Consider the following 16,905-nt stretch of genomic DNA (forward strand, 5'->3'; position numbering starts at 1 on the left):
CGGGAAAGAAGGAGGTTTGATGATGCGCTCGCTTCTTCTCATCGCCGCCGGGACGTTGCTGTCGGCCGGCATGGCTTCGCCGACATCCATGAGCAAGGCTGAGCGCTCCGCTGCCGCCGCCCAGCTCTCGCCCGACGGACAGAGCTTTGCCGACGGCGCGCGACTGACCGGCCCGGCAAAGACTTGCGTGCCGTTGCAGGAAATCCGCAACAGCCGCGTGCTGAGCGACCGGGTGATCGATTTCGGCAACGGAGCCCGCTGGAAATACCGCGTGGTGCTGCCATCAGCCTGCCCCAGCCTCGGCTTCGAGCAGCGGTTCACCTATGCGACGTCATTGAGCCAACTCTGCGCGCAGGACATTATCACCGTGCTCTACCAGACCGGCGGCCTGCAGCGCGGCGCGAGCTGCGGCCTGGCGCCGTTCCAGCCGATCGAGCTGCCGCCGCACCGCTGAGCGAAAGGCTTGGACAGGCGGGGAGAGCCTGCTAAGCGGCCTTCCCACGCACCCATAGCTCAGCTGGATAGAGCGCTGCCCTCCGAAGGCAGAGGCCAGAGGTTCGAATCCTCTTGGGTGCGCCAATACTTCTGCGGTTCCATCTTATGTTAACGCGCCTTAGCGCGAGAAATGGCATTTTTCCGGTCATGAGGGATCGGGAAAACGAAGTCGGTTTCCTTCAGCGAAGGGCCGAGGAGGAACTGGAGGCCGCGCAGGCGGCCAGCCATCCGGATGTCGTGCGAGCGCATTACACCCTGGCCTCGCTCTATCTGGATCGGCTCGCCCCCAACGACGTTCGGGACACGGTGGAGCGGCTGCGCTGAGGCTGCGCCTCGCTTAAGGACGTACCAGCTTTATTCTGCCGCTAGGATCGTGATCGTCTCCTGCACGCCGATTTCCTCCGCGAACCATGCGCAGGTCAGGTTCAGGCCTTCCACCAGCGGCGTGCGCGGCTGCCAGCCGAGCAGCGCCTGCGCGCGCCCGATATCGGGGCGGCGGCGGCGCGGATCGTCGGTCGGCAGCGGCCGGTGCTCGATCGCGACCGGCCGATCGAGGATCGTCAGGATCGCGTCGAGCAGCTCGCGGACGGTCCGTTCCTCCGGGTTGCCGAGATTGATCGGCTCCAGGCCGCTGATGTCGCTTTCCATCAGCCGGATCAGCCCGTCGACCATGTCGCTGACGTAGCAGAAGCTGCGCGTCTGGCTTCCGTCGCCATAAATGGTGACGGGAAGGCCCGACAGCGCCTGGCAGATGAGGTTGGAAACTACGCGCCCATCGTCCGGATGCATGTGCGGACCATAGGTGTTGAAGATACGCGCCACGCGCACCTCCGCCCGGCGCATCCGCGCGAAATCGAACGCGATCGCCTCGGCCGCGCGCTTGCCTTCGTCGTAGCAGGCGCGGGGGCCAGTGCAGTTGACGAAGCCGCGATAATCCTCCCGCTGCGGGTGCATCTCGGGATCGCCATAGACTTCGCTGGTGGAGGTCAGGAGGAAGCGAGCACCCGCCGCTTCGCTGAGGCGCAGCAGATTGTCGGTGCCGACGACGCAGGTCAGCATCGTGTGCTCGGGATCGGCCTGGTACTGGGGCGGGGAGGCGGCGCAGGCGAGGTTGTACACCCGCTCGATCCGCGCGGTGCGGCTGGTGACGGCGCTCGGCAGCGGATTGACGATGTCCGCCTCGATGAACTCGAAATTCGGATGATCCTCCAACAGCCGCAGGTTCGACGGCCGCGCCGTCTGTAGGTTGTCGAGGCAGAGCACGTGCTTGCCGCGCCCCAGCAGCTCTGCACACAGATGCGATCCGATGAACCCCGCGCCACCCGCGACCAGGGTGAGAGGCTGTTCTCTCCGGTACATATTTTCGTTCCTTGTTTTGGGCGCGCCGGAGTTGCGGGCCTTCGCTTCGATCAGATGGGCTTCGAGTTCCGCCGCCCGGTGCGCGGCGGTGTGCGCGGCGAGGACACGCGCTCGGGCGGCCCGGCCGATCGTGCCTGCGGGTTGTTCGAGGGCGTCGAGCGCCTGTTCGGTGGTATCCGCGAGCAGGATCTCGCGGGCGGGCTCGAACAGGGTCTCGATGCCGTCCCAGCGGTCGGACAGGATCGGCGTGCCACACGCCGCCGCCTCGAACAGCCGCACCGAAGGCGACCAGCCGGCGGCGATCATGTCGGCGCGCGTGACGTTCAGGGTCATCGCCGAGGCATTGTAGAAATCGGCATGCTCCGCAGGCGGAAGGTGCTCGATCCGATCGACGTTCGCGGGCCAGTTGATGTCATCGGGATATTGCGGCCCGGCGACCGCGAAGCGCAGGTCCGGGCGGCGGCGAGCCGGCTCGATCAGCAGCCGTTCGAGGGTCGGCTGGCGGTCGGGGCTGTAGGTGCCGAGATAGCTGAGCGCCCATCGCTTCGGCACGTCCATCGGACGGTAGGCCGCCGGGTCGACTGAGCAATAGAGCGGGCGTGCGGCCGGCGCGCCGAACTCCCGCTCGATGCGCTGCAGCGTCGGACCGCCGGTGAACGACAGATAGACGTCGAAGCCCGGAATGTTCTCGGGCGTCAGATACTCGCATTCACCGCGGGCGAGCTTTGCCAGCGTCACCGGCGTGTCGATATCGTAAAAGGCGATGACGCGCTTGGCCCAGGCCTGAACCAGCCGCGCAACCTCCGCGCCATCCGGCACGTAGGAGCCGACGACCACCGCATCGGCTTCGGCAATCTCGCGGCGCCAGGCCTTCAGCGAGGCCAAGTCCGGGTAATAGGCGAGGCGGCAGAAATCGGGGTCGGTCAGGTCGCGATGGGCGCCTGCATACCAGGGGACTTCGCGCTCCAGGAACAGCACGTCGTGGCCGCGGGCGGCGAAGGCGGCGAGTAGCGCGCGGAAGGTCGTCGCATGCCCGTTGCCCCATGAGGAGCCGAGGCTGAGGCCGAGGACGACGAGCTTCATGCGGCCTCCCGCGTGCGCTGGCGATGCGCTTCGAAGATGCGGTGAACCTGCTGCCCGCGCAGATCGTATGTGTGTTCGGCCAGCACGCGCCGCTTCGCCGCTTCGCCGATGGCTCGCGCCCGTTCGGGAGAGAGACCGGCGAGCAGTTCGGCAACGTCGGCGCCGTCGCGGGCGACCAGCACTTCCTCGTCGGGAGCAAGGAACAGCTCGATCCCCTCCCATGCGTCGGTGATCAGGCAGGCGGCGGCGCCGGCCGCCTCGAACACGCGGGTGGCCGGCGAGAAGCCGATATGCGCCATCGAATCCCGCGCGACGTTCAGCACCGCGCGCGGCGTGCAGTTGAAGCTGTTGTGATCGGCCGTTCCGACATGCCCGATCGCGCGGACATTCTCTGGCATCGGCTTGTCGTGCCAGCCATTGCCGCCGAGAAGGAAGCGGCGATTGGGAAGCTGAGCCGCCGGACGCAGGAAGAATTCCTCGATCCGCCCTTCGCGGTCGGGGAGCCTGTTGGCGAGTAGCGCCAGATCGGCTTCGAAGCGGGGGTCGGCGGGCGCGGGGTGATGCGTCTCCGGGTCGAGCGCGTTGTACACCGGAATGCACTGCGCCGCGCCAAAGCCAAGATAGGCGTCGACCACCGGCGGGCCGCCGCCATAGGTCAGCACCATGTCGAGATCGTCGAGCGCGCGTAGCACCGGATGCGACGGATCGCCGCGCATTTCGTCGAGCGTAGCCGCGGCATCGACATCCCAGAAGATGCGGAGCGCGTCGGGCCGGCTTTGAGCGACCACGCCGTCCAGCAATTCGCGGTCGAACACGCCGACGCCGCTCGCCTTGACAACGATATCGGTGCCACCCGCTTCGGCCAGCACCGAACGCAGCCCGTCCGCGGTCGCCGGATAGACGACGGAACGCGCCCAATCCGGCGGATCGATGTCGCGATGCTGCTGCCGATCAAAGGCATCGGGTTCGTAGAAGGTGATGTCGTAGCCGTGGCTGGCCAGCGCCTTCAGGATGCCGCGATAATAGGTCGCCGCGCCGTTCCAGTAGGACGACAGCAGGCTCGATCCGTAAAAGGCGATTTTCATGCGGCGTCCTTGGCTGGGGCAGGCGCGAGGCTGGCGGCGATGGCGAGCAGCTCATCGACGCGGTGCGCGCAGCTATGGCGGGCGCGGATGGTCTCGAGACCGCTCGCCGTGAGCGCGGCACGCAGCTCCGGATCGTCGCGCAAGGTGGTGAGGTGGCGGCGCATCTCGTCACCGTCGCCGGCGAAGAGGAAGTCCCGGCCTGGGCGGAACAGATGCTCGGCATCGTCCCAGGGCGCGGAGACCAGTGGAATGCCGCAAGCCAGCGCCTCGAACACGCGAATGGTCGGAATGCCCGGCAGGATCGTCGCATAATAGCGCCGCGGCACGTGCACCGTGGCGAGGTGGCGTGCGAAAATCTCCGGGGCGCGGGCGTTCGGCGCCCAGCCATGATAGCGCGCGCCATAGCGGGCGAGGGTCGCCCTGGCCGCCTCCGGATAGCGCACGCCGTAGATGTCGAGCGGGAGCCGCGCCTCGCGCGCCGGGCGGAAGAGGAAGCGCTCCAGTTCCTCGGTGCGCTCCCCGTCGCCCCAATTGCCGATCCAGACGAGACCGCTGCGCTCGCCTTCCTCTGCCGGAGGACGGAAGCGGCGCAGGTCGGCGGCTTCGTGCCAGGTCCAAACCCGGCGGCCCCAGCCCCAGCCGCGATAAACGTCCGACAAGGCCTCGCCGAAGGAGAGCACGCCATCATAGCCGGACAGGTCGTAGGCGCGCATCGCTTCCGGCTCGCTTACGGCGCGGTGGTGCGTGTCATGGAAGAGCAGCGTGAACGGCGCCCCGCGCTTGCGCAGTCGCCCGATTGCTGCGACTAAATTTGGTTCGTTCCATTCGTGAACGATCACCAGATCGGCACCATCGACCATGCGCTCGGGCGCATTGGCGGGCGTGTAGGTGGAGGACGAAAGCTCGGGGTAGGCTGATCGATAGGCGGCCAGCCCGGCCTCGCCATGATCGGCGAGCAGATTGGCGAGGCTCCATGCGCCTTTCGGCTCCCAGGCCTGCACATCGTGCCCGCGTGCGACCAGTTCGCTCAGCACGCCGCGCAGGAAATGGGCGTTGCCATGGTTCCAGCAGGACGCGAGCGAATGGGCGAAATAGACGATCTTCATGCCGCCGCGCGCTCCGGCGCCGCGACGGGAAGCGCGCGATAGACTGCGGCCATGCCGGCCGCCATGCGATCGACCGTATAATCGCCGGCGCGCTCGCGGGCAGCGGCGCCCAGCCGGTCGCGGAGGTCCGGATCGCCAACAATGGTCTCGATCGCGCGCGCAAAGCCGGCTGCGTCGTGCGGATAGACGAAGCAGGCGGCGCCGTCCCAAAGCTCGCGGAACGTCGGAATGTCCGACAGCACCAGCGCGCACCCGGCCTGCGCCGCTTCCAGCACCGCCAGCCCGAACGGTTCGTAAACCGCGGCGGACGCGAACACCGGCCGGGAGGCGAGCTGCTGTGCGATTTCGACGTCACCAACGGAACCGAGCGGCTGCACATGCCGAAGCGCGATTGCCGTGCCGTTCGGTCCACGCACCGGCCCGGCGGCGCGCATCGGCACGGACATCGATGCAGCGGCATGATCGAGGACGGCGACATTCTTGCCGTCGTCCCACAGCCGCCCGGCGGTGAAAGCGGCGGGCTCCGGCTGTCCGCCGGGAGCGACGGGGAGCGGGCGGCGGCCGTTCCGCACGACCGCAGGCGCATTGTCCAGGCCGTAGCAGTGCTGGAGCATCACCGCGAATGCGCCGCTGGGTGCCACAACATGATCGGCGGCGCGCAGTCCAGCGGCGGTCAGCTCGGCGCGCCAGCCAAGATCGGAGTCGATCCGGCCGCCCTTGACCGCCTGCCACCATGTGCCGACGCAGCTATGCGCGACCGCGACCACGGGTTGGTCGAACGCTGTTTGCGCCACCAGCGCCGGTGCATTGACCTGCACGATATCGGCGCCAAGCTTTTCCGCCAGCTGGGCGATCTCGTGACCCGCTTCGGTGATCTCGCGCAGCGAAGCGGCAAGCCAGTCGAGCGGCAGATCGGTTTCGACAATCTCGACGCCCACGCGTACGCGCTGCGCTTCGGACGGGCGTGGGCCCATCGTGGCGATGATCGGTTCGAACCCCAGCTCGACGAGTCCCGAGGCGAGATCGGTCGCATATTGCCAGACACCGCCGACGGTATCTGCCGTCATCAGGATGCACGTCATTCGGCGGCTTCCATCTGATGGACGGGGTGTTCGAGCCCGCGCGCGTCGGCAAGCCAGTCCGCAAGTTCGGCAAGGCCGTCGCGCCAGTGTTTGGGCTCGGAAAGGCCGAGCGTCTGCCGTGCGACGCGCGCGTCGGCGACGAAATAGCGCTGGTCGCCGGCGCGCCAGTCTTCGTAGCGGACCTGGGCAGGGCGCCCGGTCAGTTCTTCGATGTGACGGAGAAGCTGGCGCAGGCTGATCGCATTCGCCGGTCCGCCGCCCAGGTTGAAGACGCGGCCCTGGACGCGGTCGATGTCGCGCAGCACGGCCAGGTAGGTGTCGACCGCATCGTCGACATGGCAGACGTCGCGCACCTGCTTCCCATCGCCGAAAATGGTGATCGGCTGGCCTTCGAGCGCGCGGATCAGGAAATGCGCGACCCAGCCCTGGTCCTCTGTCCCCATCTGGCGCGGGCCGTAGATGCAGCTCATCCGGATGACAGCGGTGGGCAGACCGAAGCTGCGCGCGTAATCCAGCACATATTGGTCGGCGGCGCCCTTCGAGCAGCCATAGGGCGTATGGAAATCGAGCGGCCGTGCTTCCGAGATACCGTGCGCGCGCACGTCGAGATCGGCCGGCGTCCAGCAATCGGCTTCTTCCCAGAGCGCGATGTCGGCAAGGTCCCCATAGACCTTGTTGGTGGAGGCGAAGATCACCGGGACGCGCTCGCCGCGGCGCCGCACCGTCTCGAGCAGCGCGAGCGTGCCGCGAATGTTGATGTCGAAATCGTCGAGCGGATCGGCGAGGCTGGTCGTCACCGCGACCTGCGCCGCCATGTGGAAGACGGCCGACGCATCGCGCACCGCTTTGCCCAGCGCTTCCTCGTCGCGGACATCGGCGACGATCGGATGGATGCGCCCCTCATGCCGCTTCTTTAGCCATTCGAGATTGGTCTCGACGCCGGGGCGGGCGAGCGCATCGAGGATGATGACGTCATGCCCCTCGCGCGCGACGCGATCGGCGATGTTGCAGCCGATGAAGCCGGCGCCCCCGGTGACGAGTACGGGGCCGTTCATGCGACCAGTCCTCGCGCTTCCAGCTCGGCGCGCGCATGGGCGACCCGGTCCTCGGCGGTCTGCTGCTGCACCCATTGGGCAAGCTCGGCCAGGCCTTGCTCGAAATCCTGGGTCGCGCGGAAGCCCAGCCGTTCGGCGGCAAGGCCGGTGTCGCAGAAACAGTGGCGGATATCGCCGATCCGCGCCTTGCCGACGATTTCCGGCTCGCAATCGTTGCGACCCATCGCGCGGGCAAGCGATTGCGCCACCTCGGTCACCGACCGGTCATGGCCGGAGCCGATGTTGAAGGTCTCGCCCTTCGCCTCGGGCAGCGCAAGCGCACCGGCGAAGGCGCGGGCGACGTCGCTGACATGGACGAAGTCCCGGCGCTGCTCGCCATCCTCGAAGATCATCGGTCGCTGCCCGTTCAGCAGCCGCGATGCGAAGATCGCCAGCACGCCGGTATAGGGGTTAGAAAGCGCCTGGCCGGGGCCGTACACGTTGAACAGCCGCAGGCACACGCTTTCGATGCCGTAAGGCGGGCCCATGATATGGGTGGTCCGCTCCTGGACGTACTTGTTGAGCGCGTAGATCGAGGCGAGGCTCGGCCGCTTCCATTCGGGCGTGGCGACCGGCGACAAGGGGCGGCCCAGATTGTCGAGCGGGTCCCAGACTTTTTGCCCGTCGCGGACGATGCCGCGTTCGGCGTTCTCGATCAGATTGCCATCGGCGTCGCGGTACAGGCCCTCGCCATAGATGCTCATCGAAGAGGCCGTGACGACGCGGCGGACCGGGTGGTCGATCAGCCGTTCGAACAAGACCGCCGTGCCGACGTCGTTGGCGCTGGTGTAGCGTTCGACTTCGTACATCGACTGGCCGACGCCCACTTCGGCGGCGAGGTGAACGACGCTGTCGATGCCGTCGAGCGCGCGCGCCACGGCGTCGCCGTCGCGGATGTCGGCGACGATCAGCTCGGCTTCGGGAGCAAGACCTTCCGGCCGCGCGCTGTCGCCATGCACCTGAGGCAGCAGGCAATCGAGGACCCGCACATCGTTGCCGCGCCGCAGCAGCTCGGCGGTCACCTGCCGCCCGATGAAGCCTGCGCCCCCGGTTATCAGGATCTTCTCCGACACTCACATCTCCCCGCGGATTTACATGCGAGCGTCGGCGAACTAGTTGGACTCGCCTGAAAAGCTCGGACGTTTCGACTCCGTTGCGGGTTTGAACACCTTCTTCTTCATCTTGTTCCCAAGCTTTGTTCCTATAAACATAGATTAGCTACTTTGATGATGACGAGTTTTATATAAATGTGGTGAGTTCCTTTCGTTTCTTTACGAGAATTATTGGAACTCTTAAGTAGTAATCCTTGATCCATGTAAGGAAGGAGAGATGAGCCGCATTGTCCACCTGATCCGCCATGGTTCCCATCAGGAAGTCGGCAAGGTGCTGAGTGGCCGATCAGAAATCGCGCTGGACGAGACCGGCCGCACCGACGCCGACAATGTCGTTGAGTTGTTGGCGGATTTGCCCATCGTCTCGCTTCACAGCAGCCCGCGCCGCCGCGCGTGGGAGACTTCACTGCCGCTCGCCCGGTCGCGCGGACTGGACGTGCGGCGCGCCAATGCGCTGGACGAAATCGATTTCGGCGGCTTCAGCGGGCGGGCCTTCGCTACGCTGGACCCCGACCCCGACTGGCGCAGGTGGAATGGTGAGCGCGCCACCGCGCGTTGTCCCGGCGGCGAGACGATGGGCGAGGCGGTCGCACGCGCGCGCGCCTATCTGCTGTCGCTGCCCCAGGCGGCGACGCCGGCGGTATGCGTCACCCATTGCGACATCATCCGCGGCGTGGTGGCTGACCAGCTCGGCCTTGGGCTCGACAGTCTCTTCCGGTTCGACTGCGATCCTGGCTCGCTGACGACCCTTACCCTCGATGCCGGCGGCACCCGGCTCCTCACGCTCAATGCGCAGGCTCGGCGATGAGCGCGGGATCGGGCAATGGCGCCTCGGCGTCGCTGGAGAAGCATTTCTCTTCCACCAGCTCGGACTGAAGCAGCGTGTTGATCCGCCGCTTCAGCGCGGCGCGCTCGTCGTTGGTCTTGTAGACAGAACGGGCGAGCGCGACGAAGCGCGTGCCGAACCGCGCGTCGGCTTCCTGCTCGCGGATGGCGTCCTCGATGTCCCATAGCGTCTCGTTCACGCGCCGGAGCCGATCAATCAGGGGCGTCAGCGCCTCGATCGCGAGCACTCTGGCGGCGGCTTCGCGGAGCAGCCTGTGCTCGGTCTCGACATTGCGCAGCGCGTCCGGGCGATCGATGCGTTCGCGCTTGATCTCGAGGATTGTGATCTTGTCGAGAAGCTCGCCCCAGGAGACGGGGACAGAAGGAATCGCGAACGGCTCCATAGGGTACGCTACCTTTCCACTGCCTTCTGGTTGTTCGCGGCCAGGTCCGCCTCGACGCGCGCGAGCGCCGAAGGCCAGTCGCCTGCGCGCGGCTGGGCATACAGACGCATCGATGGGTACCAGGCGCTGCTCGGCTGCTGCGGATCCCAGCGCCAGTCCGGCTCGGCCTTGAGCAGCAGCCAGACCGGCTTGCCGAGTGCGCCCGCCAGATGGGCGATCATTGTGTCGACGGTGATCACCAAAGCGGCGCCCGCGACCCGCGCCGCCGTCGCGCCCATGTCAAAAGGGCAGCCCTCTGGATTGAGAACCCGCAGCGTCGTCGGCTCGGCCACCAGGGTTATGCAGGGCGCATGACGGCACAATGGTGCGAACAACGCCGGCGGCACGTTGCGCTCCGGGTCCCAATCGCCCGCTCCGTAGCAGAGCGCGATCGTGCCATGGGGCAGAATGGCGCGCTGGGTGCGGAGATAGGGCGGCGGCGCTTCGCCCGGCGCGGCGCGCAGCGCGAAGTCGAGTTCGGTGATTTCGATGTCGACCTCGGCCGGCGGCAGCGGCCGGGCGACGTCGAAGGGCACGAGCGCAATGCCGTCGCTCACGGTCGCGAGCAGATCCATCAGCCGCGGGGGCGCCTCGACCGTGACCGACGCGGCGCGCGTGGCAAGCAGCGGCAGGAAGCGCGCGAACTGTAGCGTGTCGCCCAACCCATGATAGCAGCGCACGAGCACGTCGCGGTCATCGACACTGCTGGCGTCCCATACCCAGCGCAGATGATAGGGAAGGGTCGGGTCGTCGCGCGTAGCGAGATCGCGCTCGGCAAGCGTCTGGGCGGCCAGCGCCCATGCGTCGGCGTAGCGCCCCGCCCGCATCGCGCCGACCCATTCGCCCATCCGGTTGTTCATTCGGCACGCAATCGCTTTGGCAAAGGGCGGTTCCGGTCAGTCAAACAAAAAGATAAATCTGCATAACATAAGTTATTAACAAGAAGCTTTGTTGAAGCTTGTGGAACAGCGCGGCTTCATGTTCGTTTGCGAAACGAAATTCAGGCATTCCGCTGGCTTTTCAACTGCATCGCAGAGTTGAATACCGGCTTCGCCAAGGGATAGTCAATTGCATCAACTGGCAAAACAAAGCGCATACACATTCAATACTGTGAAGTTGCGCGAGAAGATCGAAGCATTAGGGCCATGGTTTCATAATATCGATCTGGGCGGCGGACTGGAAACCGCGCCCGACCATTTCCTCGGCGACTATCCCAGCTTCAAGTTCAAGACCTTTGCGCATGTGATCCCCGAGGATCTGTCCGGCAAGACAGTGCTGGATATCGGCTGCAACGCCGGCTTCTATTCAGTGGAGATGAAGCGGCGCGGGGCAGCGCGCGTGCTCGGCATCGACAGCGACGATCGCTATCTCGCACAAGCTCGACTCGCCAGCGAAGTGCTGGGCTTCGATGGCGTCGAGTTCCGCAATCTCTCCGTCTATGATGTTGCCGCGCTCGGCGAGACCTTCGATCTCGTGATCTTCATGGGCGTGCTCTATCACCTTCGCCATCCGCTTCTCGCGCTCGACTTGATCCGCGAACATGTCGCGGGCGACCTGATGCTGTTCCAGACGATGCAGCAAGGCTCGGACGACGTGTTGCTGGTGCCGGAAGACCATCCTTTCTTCGTCCCCGGCACGACCCGGCCGCCCGGCTATTTCGACAATCCCGCCTATCCGAAGATGCACTTCATCGAGCGCGAGTTCGCGCATGACTGGACCAATTGGTGGGCGCCCAACGCGGCCTGCAGCCAGGCGATGCTGCGCGCTGCGGGGTTCGCGATCGAGGCGCATCCGGAGCCGGAAGTCTATCTCTGTCGCGTCGCACCGGTGCCGTACGCCAAATATGGCCCCGCCGCCGTTTATCCGGCCCCTGCGGGAGGCGCCGCATGATCGAAGCGGCGATGATCTGGAACGAGCCCAACAACAAGTCGCATTGGGACCCGGAACTCGATCCCGAATGGGCGCTGTTCGCCGAGCACGTGATCCGCGCCGGCGAGGCGATCCGCTCCGTCAATCCCGATCTGCCGCGCGTGCTGGGCGGCATGTCGCCGATCGATCCGCACTGGCTGAGGCGCATGGAAGCACATGGCGCGCTCGATGCAGTCGATGTGGTGGCCGTCCACGGTTTCCCGCTCGACTGGAACCTGTGGCCGCTTTCCGCCTGGCCGGACAAGATCGCCGAGATCAAGGCGGTGACCGACAAGCCGGTCTGGGTGACGGAAGTCGGCGTCAGTTCCTTCGGCGCCGAGGAAGTGCAGGTCTTCGGCCTGCAGCGGACTGCCGAGCTGCTGAAGGGCCGGGCGGAGCGCATTTTCTGGTATTCGCTGTTCGACCTGCCGCAAAGCTGGGGCGCCGAAACCCGCCACCGCGAGGCCGAGGGCTCTTCCTATTACCGGCACTTCTATCTCGGCCTGATCCGCGAGGACGGCACGCCCAAGCCGGCGCTCGACGTCTATGCCGACCACGCCGCCGATGTCGGGCTGATGCAGTGGTTCCACTTCCACGATCCCCGGCTGGACGAGGCAGTCGCCTGGATGAAGCGGCTCGGCACGCGCCGCATCCGCACCGGCCTGTCCTGGGCCGATAGCTTTCGCCCGGGCGCGATCGAATGGTTCGACCGGCAGATGGAAGCGCTCGCCGATTTCGACGTGACCGTCACTTTCTGCTTCACGCCCGAGCATCTGGGGCTGGCGCCGCACCACACCAGCCCGGCGCGCGATCCGCAGCAATTCGCCGATTTCTGCGCCTGGATGGTCGATCGCTACGCATCCGCGCAGCCGCGAGCGGAGCTCGCCGCGTCATGCGCGCCTCTCGGCTTTGTCCCGCGCGCGCCGGAGCTGACGCCGCTCGATTTCAACCGCGACGAACGCCTCGCCGCCGAACGGAGCGCTGCCTGATGCTGTCCCCGGAACGTCATGGAATCAACGTCGCCATCGCGGGGCTCGGCAATTGCGCGAGCTCGCTAATCCAGGGCATCGAACATTACCGCGCCGGGTCCAACGACACGGTGGGCCTGATGCACCGCGAGCTGGGCGGCTACGAGCCGAGCGACATCCGCGTGGTGGCGGCGTGGGATGTCGACCGGCGCAAGGTCGGCAGGGATGTGGCGGAGGCGATCTTTGCCAAGCCCAATTGCACCACGGCATTCTGCCCCGATGTCGAGCAGACGGACACCCGCGTCCGCATGGGCCGCATCCTCGACGGCGTTGCCGACCATATGGCCGACTATCCCGAGGACCGCACCTTCCTGCTCGCCGGCGAGAGTGAACCCAGCAAAGACGATGTGATCGCCGTGCTGCGCGAGACCAGCGCCGACGTGCTGATGAATTATCTTCCCGTCGGGTCGCAAGCGGCGACTGAATTCTACGCGGAATGCGCGCTGGAAGCCGGAGTCGCCTTCGTCAACAACATCCCTGTCTTTATCGCCAGCAACCCCGATTGGGCGGCGCGGTTCGAGGCAGCGGGCGTGCCGATCATCGGCGACGACATCAAGGCGCAGCTCGGCGCGACGATCGTCCACCGGGTGCTGACCGACCTGTTCAAGAAACGCGGCGTCCGACTGGAGCGGACCTATCAGCTCAACACCGGCGGCAACACCGACTTCCTTAACATGCTGAACCGCACCCGCCTTGCGTCGAAAAAGACATCGAAGACGGAAGCCGTGCAATCGGTCGCCGAACGGCGGATCGAGGACGAGAACATCCATGTCGGCCCCAGCGACTATGTCGCTTGGCAGAACGACAACAAGGTTTGTTTCCTCAGGATGGAGGGCCAGCTCTTCGGCGGTGTGCCGATGAACCTCGAGCTGCGCCTGTCGGTCGAGGACAGCCCCAACAGCGCCGGCGTCGCGATCGACATGATCCGCTGCGCCAAGCTCGCGCGCGACCGCGGCATGGCCGGGCCGGTGCTCCCCGCCGCGGCCTGGTTCTGCAAGCATCCGCCGGTCCAGATGCCCGACGACGAGGCCCACGCCGCGCTCGAAGCCTTTATCGGATGATCCCCGTCAGAGCCGGACCGCCGCTGGGTCCGCCGCCCCAGCCGCAAGCGCGCGGCATCGGCCGGGCGATCGGCGCGGGCGTCATCACCGGGGCGGCCGACGACGACCCTTCGGCGATCGGCACCTATGCCAGCGCGGGCGCGCGTTTCGGCTTGGCGTTCTTGTGGATCGCGCCCGTGCTGCTGCCGATGATGTACGTCGTCGTCTATCTCTCGGCGAAAATCGGCCGCGTCTATGGCAAGGGCCTGTTCGCTGCGATCCGCGACCGGTACTCGGCCTGGCTGCTCTGGCCACTGATGATCGGCGCCTTTATCGGCAACATCATCGAGGCGGCGGCGAACTTGGGTGGCATGGGCGCGGCGCTCAACCTGCTGCTGCCATTGCCGGTCGCGACCATCGTCGTTGGCGTGGCAGTGATCGTCGTGACGCTTCAGATTTTCGGTTCCTACGAGCTGATCCGCCGCATCTTCCGCTGGCTTGCGCTCATCCTGTTCGCCTATGTCGCTGCGGCTTTGCTCGCCCGCCCCGACCCGGCCGACGTGCTGCGTGCCACGTTCGTGCCGCACGCCCGCTGGGACGGCGACTTCCTGATGATGATCGTCGCCTGCATCGGAACGTCGCTATCCGCCTATGTCTATACCTGGCAGTCGAACCAGGAAGTCGAGGAACAGATCGCCGAGGGCAAACGCCGCTGGTGGCAACGCCGCGGCGCGAGCTTGCGCGAGCTGCGGCGGACCAAGCGCGACGTGATCGTCGGCATGATCTTTTCCAACCTGATCCTTTATTTCATCATTCTCTCGACCGGCGCGACTCTGCACCGCGCGGGCGTCACCGAGATCGAGACCGCAGCCCAGGCGGCTTCCGCGCTGGAGCCCCTGGCGGGGCAATTCGCGAAATGGCTGTTCGCGCTGGGCGTGGTCGGCGTCGGCTTTCTCGCAGTGCCGGTGATGACCACGGGCGCGGCCTATGACATCGTGCAGGGGCTTGGCGAGCGCGGCAGCCTGCACCTGCAGGTCACCGAGGCGCGGTTGTTCTACGGCGTCATCGTGCTCGTCACCCTGATTGCCGTGGCGCTCAACTTTTTGGGGTTCAATCCCATGAAGGCGCTGGTCTGGTCCGGGATCGTCCAAGGCTTTTCCGTGCCGCCCCTGCTTTTGATCATGATGCTGATGACGAACGATAGAAGCCTGATGTGGGACCGGCCGAACGGCTGGTTCACCAACCTGCTCGGCTGGCTGACCACAGCCGCCACTTTCGCCGCGACGGGCTGTCTGGTGGCGACATGGCTGTGATGCGCGCCGCCGTGCTCGCCGCGCCGGGCGAGATCCGGATCGAGGAAGCTGCGCTTCCCGAGCCCGGCCCGGGCGAGGTCCGCATCCGGCTGGAAGGCTGCGGCGTTTGCGCGTCGAACCTCGAACCTTGGGCGGGTCTCGAATGGGTGACCTATCCCGGCGCGCCGGGCGGGCTTGGCCATGAAGGCTGGGGCAGGATCGATGCGGTCGGGGAGGGAGTGACGGGCCTCGCGCCCGGCGATCGCGTGGCCGCACTTTCCTACCAGAGCTTCGCGGATTATGACCTCGCCCCCGCCCCGGCGGTGGTGAAGCTGCCGCCCGAACTCGACGGCAAGCCCTTTCCGGGCGAGCCGCTCGGCTGCGCGTTCAATATCTTCCGGCGCAGCGATATCCGCGCCGGCCAGACGGTCGCGATCGTCGGCATCGGATTTCTGGGCGCAGTGCTGACGCGGTTGGCGAGCGAGGCGGGCGCGCGCGTGATCGCGATCTCGCGGCGGCAGGAATCGTTGGACCTCGCCCGCTACTACGGCGCCACCGAGACGATTCCGATGCACGACCATTGGGCGATCATCGATCAGGTGAAGGCGTTGACCGGCGAGGCGATGTGCGAACGCGTCATCGAAGCGGTCGGCAAGCAATGGCCGCTCGATCTCGCCACCGCGCTGACCGGCTTTGGCGGCAAGCTGATCGTCGCCGGCTATCACCAGGACGGGCCGCGCCAGGTGAACATGCAGGAATGGAACTGGAAGGGGATCGACGTCATCAACGCGCACGAGCGCGAACTCGGCGTCCAGATGCGGGGCTTGCGCGAAGCAGTGGACGCCGTGGCGAGCGGCCGGCTCGATCCGGAGCCACTATACACGCATCGCTATCCGCTCGAACGGCTCGGGGAGGCGCTCGACGCGACGCGCGACAAGCCGGGCGCGTTCGTCAAGGCGCTGGTGACATTCGCATGAGGCCCCGGATCGGCTTTCTCGGCACCGGCTGGATCGGCCGTCACCGGATGGAAGCGATGCTGGCCACCGGCGCGGTGGAAGCGGCGGCCTTCTGCGATCCCTCGCCGGAGTGCGCGGCCGAGGCGGGGAAGCTCGCGCCGGACGCGGCACCGGCCGACTCGCTCGAGGGGATGCTGGCGCTCGGCCTCGACGGCATCGTGATCGCGACGCCGAGTGCGCTTCACGCGGAGCAATCGGTGCAAGCGCTGGAAGCAGGCGCGGCCGTCTTCTGTCAAAAGCCGCTGGGCCGCACGGCGGCGGAAGCTCGGGCGGTCGTGGAAGCGGCGCGCCAAGCCGACCGGCTGCTGAGCGTCGATCTTTCCTATCGTCACACCGAAGCGATGCGGCGCATCGCCGGCCTGATCCGCGAGGGCGCGCTGGGCGAAGTCTTCGCTGTCGATCTGGTCTTTCACAACGCCTATGGGCCGGACAAGCCGTGGTTCTACGATCCGGTGCAATCAGGCGGCGGCTGCGTGATCGACCTGGGCGTGCACCTTGTCGATCTGGCGCTCTGGGCCTTGGACTTTCCGGAAGTGGAGGCCGTCGATGCGCGCCTGCTGAGTGGCGCGCGCCCGCTCGCGGCGGGTCAGGTCGAGGACTATGCCGTCGCCCAGTTCCGCGCCGGCGCAGCGGAGATACGGCTGGCCTGCTCCTGGCGGCTTCAGGCCGGACGCGACGCCGTCATCGAAGCGAGCTTCTATGGCACCCAAGGGGGCGCGGCGCTGCGCAACGTGAACGGCTCCTTCTACGATTTCACCGCCGAACGCTTCTCCGGCACCGCGAGCGAGCGTCTGGCGGACCCGCCGGACGCCTGGGGCGGCCGCGCCGCTGCCGCCTGGGCGACGCAACTGGCGGTCTCGCCCGCGTTCGATCCCGCCGCCGAGCAATTTATCCGCTCGGCAGAGGTGCTCGATCACATTTATGGACGTTAGAGGTC

At 66.5% G+C, this 16,905-nt stretch carries 17 protein-coding genes and 1 tRNA gene; 10 read left to right on the forward strand and 8 right to left on the reverse strand.

Annotated features, from left to right (window positions below):
* The first annotated feature begins 22 nt into the window (after nt 1-22).
* The 3 genes from ACFSCW_RS07310 (at nt 23) to ACFSCW_RS07320 (ending at nt 819) form a co-directional block, all read left to right on the forward strand.
* Nucleotides 23-454, forward strand: a complete 432-nt coding sequence (locus ACFSCW_RS07310; RefSeq protein ID WP_380888189.1) for a hypothetical protein — start codon at nt 23-25, stop codon at nt 452-454.
* Between the two features lie 48 nt (nt 455-502).
* Nucleotides 503-579, forward strand: a tRNA-Arg gene (locus ACFSCW_RS07315).
* A 63-nt stretch (nt 580-642) separates the two neighbouring features.
* Nucleotides 643-819, forward strand: coding sequence for a hypothetical protein (locus tag ACFSCW_RS07320; protein WP_380888190.1), 177 nt, complete (start codon nt 643-645; stop codon nt 817-819).
* A gap of 30 nt (nt 820-849) precedes the next feature.
* Here the strand turns inward: ACFSCW_RS07320 and ACFSCW_RS07325 are convergent, their stop codons facing one another.
* Genes ACFSCW_RS07325 through ACFSCW_RS07350 form a run of 6 tightly spaced genes read right to left on the reverse strand, consistent with a single transcriptional unit; the run spans nt 850 to nt 8,377 of the window.
* Nucleotides 850-2,937: a bifunctional glycosyltransferase/UDP-glucuronate decarboxylase gene (locus ACFSCW_RS07325; protein ID WP_380888191.1), complete on the reverse strand. Its 2,088-nt coding sequence runs from the start codon at nt 2,935-2,937 to the stop codon at nt 850-852.
* Complete coding sequence (locus ACFSCW_RS07330; protein WP_380888192.1) at nt 2,934-4,022, reverse strand: CgeB family protein; 1,089 nt, start codon at nt 4,020-4,022, stop codon at nt 2,934-2,936. The genes ACFSCW_RS07325 and ACFSCW_RS07330 overlap by 4 nt, the downstream gene beginning before the upstream one ends.
* Complete coding sequence (locus ACFSCW_RS07335; protein ID WP_380888193.1) at nt 4,019-5,128, reverse strand: CgeB family protein; 1,110 nt, start codon at nt 5,126-5,128, stop codon at nt 4,019-4,021. Before ACFSCW_RS07335 ends, ACFSCW_RS07330 begins: the two co-directional genes overlap by 4 nt.
* Nucleotides 5,125-6,210, reverse strand: a complete 1,086-nt coding sequence (locus ACFSCW_RS07340; protein WP_380888194.1) for a glycosyltransferase family 4 protein — start codon at nt 6,208-6,210, stop codon at nt 5,125-5,127. Before ACFSCW_RS07340 ends, ACFSCW_RS07335 begins: the two co-directional genes overlap by 4 nt.
* Nucleotides 6,207-7,265: an SDR family NAD(P)-dependent oxidoreductase gene (locus ACFSCW_RS07345; protein WP_380888195.1), complete on the reverse strand. Its 1,059-nt coding sequence runs from the start codon at nt 7,263-7,265 to the stop codon at nt 6,207-6,209. The genes ACFSCW_RS07340 and ACFSCW_RS07345 overlap by 4 nt, the downstream gene beginning before the upstream one ends.
* Nucleotides 7,262-8,377, reverse strand: a complete 1,116-nt coding sequence (locus ACFSCW_RS07350) for an NAD-dependent epimerase/dehydratase family protein (protein ID WP_380888196.1) — start codon at nt 8,375-8,377, stop codon at nt 7,262-7,264. The genes ACFSCW_RS07345 and ACFSCW_RS07350 overlap by 4 nt, the downstream gene beginning before the upstream one ends.
* Nucleotides 8,378-8,633: 256 nt before the next feature.
* Between ACFSCW_RS07350 and ACFSCW_RS07355 the strand changes: the two genes are divergently transcribed.
* The gene (locus ACFSCW_RS07355; protein ID WP_380888197.1) at nt 8,634-9,224 is read left to right on the forward strand and encodes a histidine phosphatase family protein; all 591 of its coding nucleotides are present in this window, start codon (nt 8,634-8,636) and stop codon (nt 9,222-9,224) included.
* On the opposite strand, the gene ACFSCW_RS07360 is transcribed toward ACFSCW_RS07355, so the two are convergent.
* A complete protein-coding gene (locus tag ACFSCW_RS07360) occupies nt 9,202-9,645 on the reverse strand; it encodes a DUF6165 family protein (RefSeq protein WP_380888198.1) in 444 nt (147 codons plus the stop codon). The genes ACFSCW_RS07355 and ACFSCW_RS07360 overlap by 23 nt on opposite strands.
* A gap of 8 nt (nt 9,646-9,653) precedes the next feature.
* Nucleotides 9,654-10,544, reverse strand: a complete 891-nt coding sequence (locus tag ACFSCW_RS07365; RefSeq protein ID WP_380888199.1) for a glycosyltransferase family protein — start codon at nt 10,542-10,544, stop codon at nt 9,654-9,656.
* 250 nt (nt 10,545-10,794) lie between these two features.
* Between ACFSCW_RS07365 and ACFSCW_RS07370 the strand changes: the two genes are divergently transcribed.
* The 6 genes from ACFSCW_RS07370 to ACFSCW_RS07395 are packed head-to-tail and all read left to right on the forward strand — an operon-like array spanning nt 10,795 to nt 16,900.
* Nucleotides 10,795-11,574 carry a TIGR04290 family methyltransferase gene (locus ACFSCW_RS07370; protein ID WP_380888200.1) on the forward strand — a complete coding sequence of 260 codons (780 nt, stop codon included), beginning with the start codon at nt 10,795-10,797 and terminating at the stop codon, nt 11,572-11,574.
* Complete coding sequence (locus ACFSCW_RS07375) at nt 11,571-12,581, forward strand: glycosyl hydrolase (RefSeq protein WP_380888201.1); 1,011 nt, start codon at nt 11,571-11,573, stop codon at nt 12,579-12,581. The genes ACFSCW_RS07370 and ACFSCW_RS07375 overlap by 4 nt, the downstream gene beginning before the upstream one ends.
* Nucleotides 12,581-13,681: an inositol-3-phosphate synthase gene (locus ACFSCW_RS07380; protein ID WP_380888202.1), complete on the forward strand. Its 1,101-nt coding sequence runs from the start codon at nt 12,581-12,583 to the stop codon at nt 13,679-13,681. Before ACFSCW_RS07375 ends, ACFSCW_RS07380 begins: the two co-directional genes overlap by 1 nt.
* Complete coding sequence (locus ACFSCW_RS07385) at nt 13,678-14,973, forward strand: NRAMP family divalent metal transporter (RefSeq protein ID WP_380888203.1); 1,296 nt, start codon at nt 13,678-13,680, stop codon at nt 14,971-14,973. Before ACFSCW_RS07380 ends, ACFSCW_RS07385 begins: the two co-directional genes overlap by 4 nt.
* A complete protein-coding gene (locus tag ACFSCW_RS07390; protein ID WP_380888204.1) occupies nt 14,964-15,929 on the forward strand; it encodes an MDR/zinc-dependent alcohol dehydrogenase-like family protein in 966 nt (321 codons plus the stop codon). Before ACFSCW_RS07385 ends, ACFSCW_RS07390 begins: the two co-directional genes overlap by 10 nt.
* On the forward strand, nt 15,926-16,900 hold the full coding sequence (locus ACFSCW_RS07395) for a Gfo/Idh/MocA family protein (protein ID WP_380888205.1): 975 nt from the start codon (nt 15,926-15,928) through the stop codon (nt 16,898-16,900). Before ACFSCW_RS07390 ends, ACFSCW_RS07395 begins: the two co-directional genes overlap by 4 nt.
* Nucleotides 16,901-16,905 lie beyond the last annotated feature (5 nt).

Origin of the sequence: Sphingomonas tabacisoli, assembly GCF_042678385.1 — a bacterium.
GTDB lineage: Bacteria > Pseudomonadota > Alphaproteobacteria > Sphingomonadales > Sphingomonadaceae > Sphingomonas_B > Sphingomonas_B tabacisoli.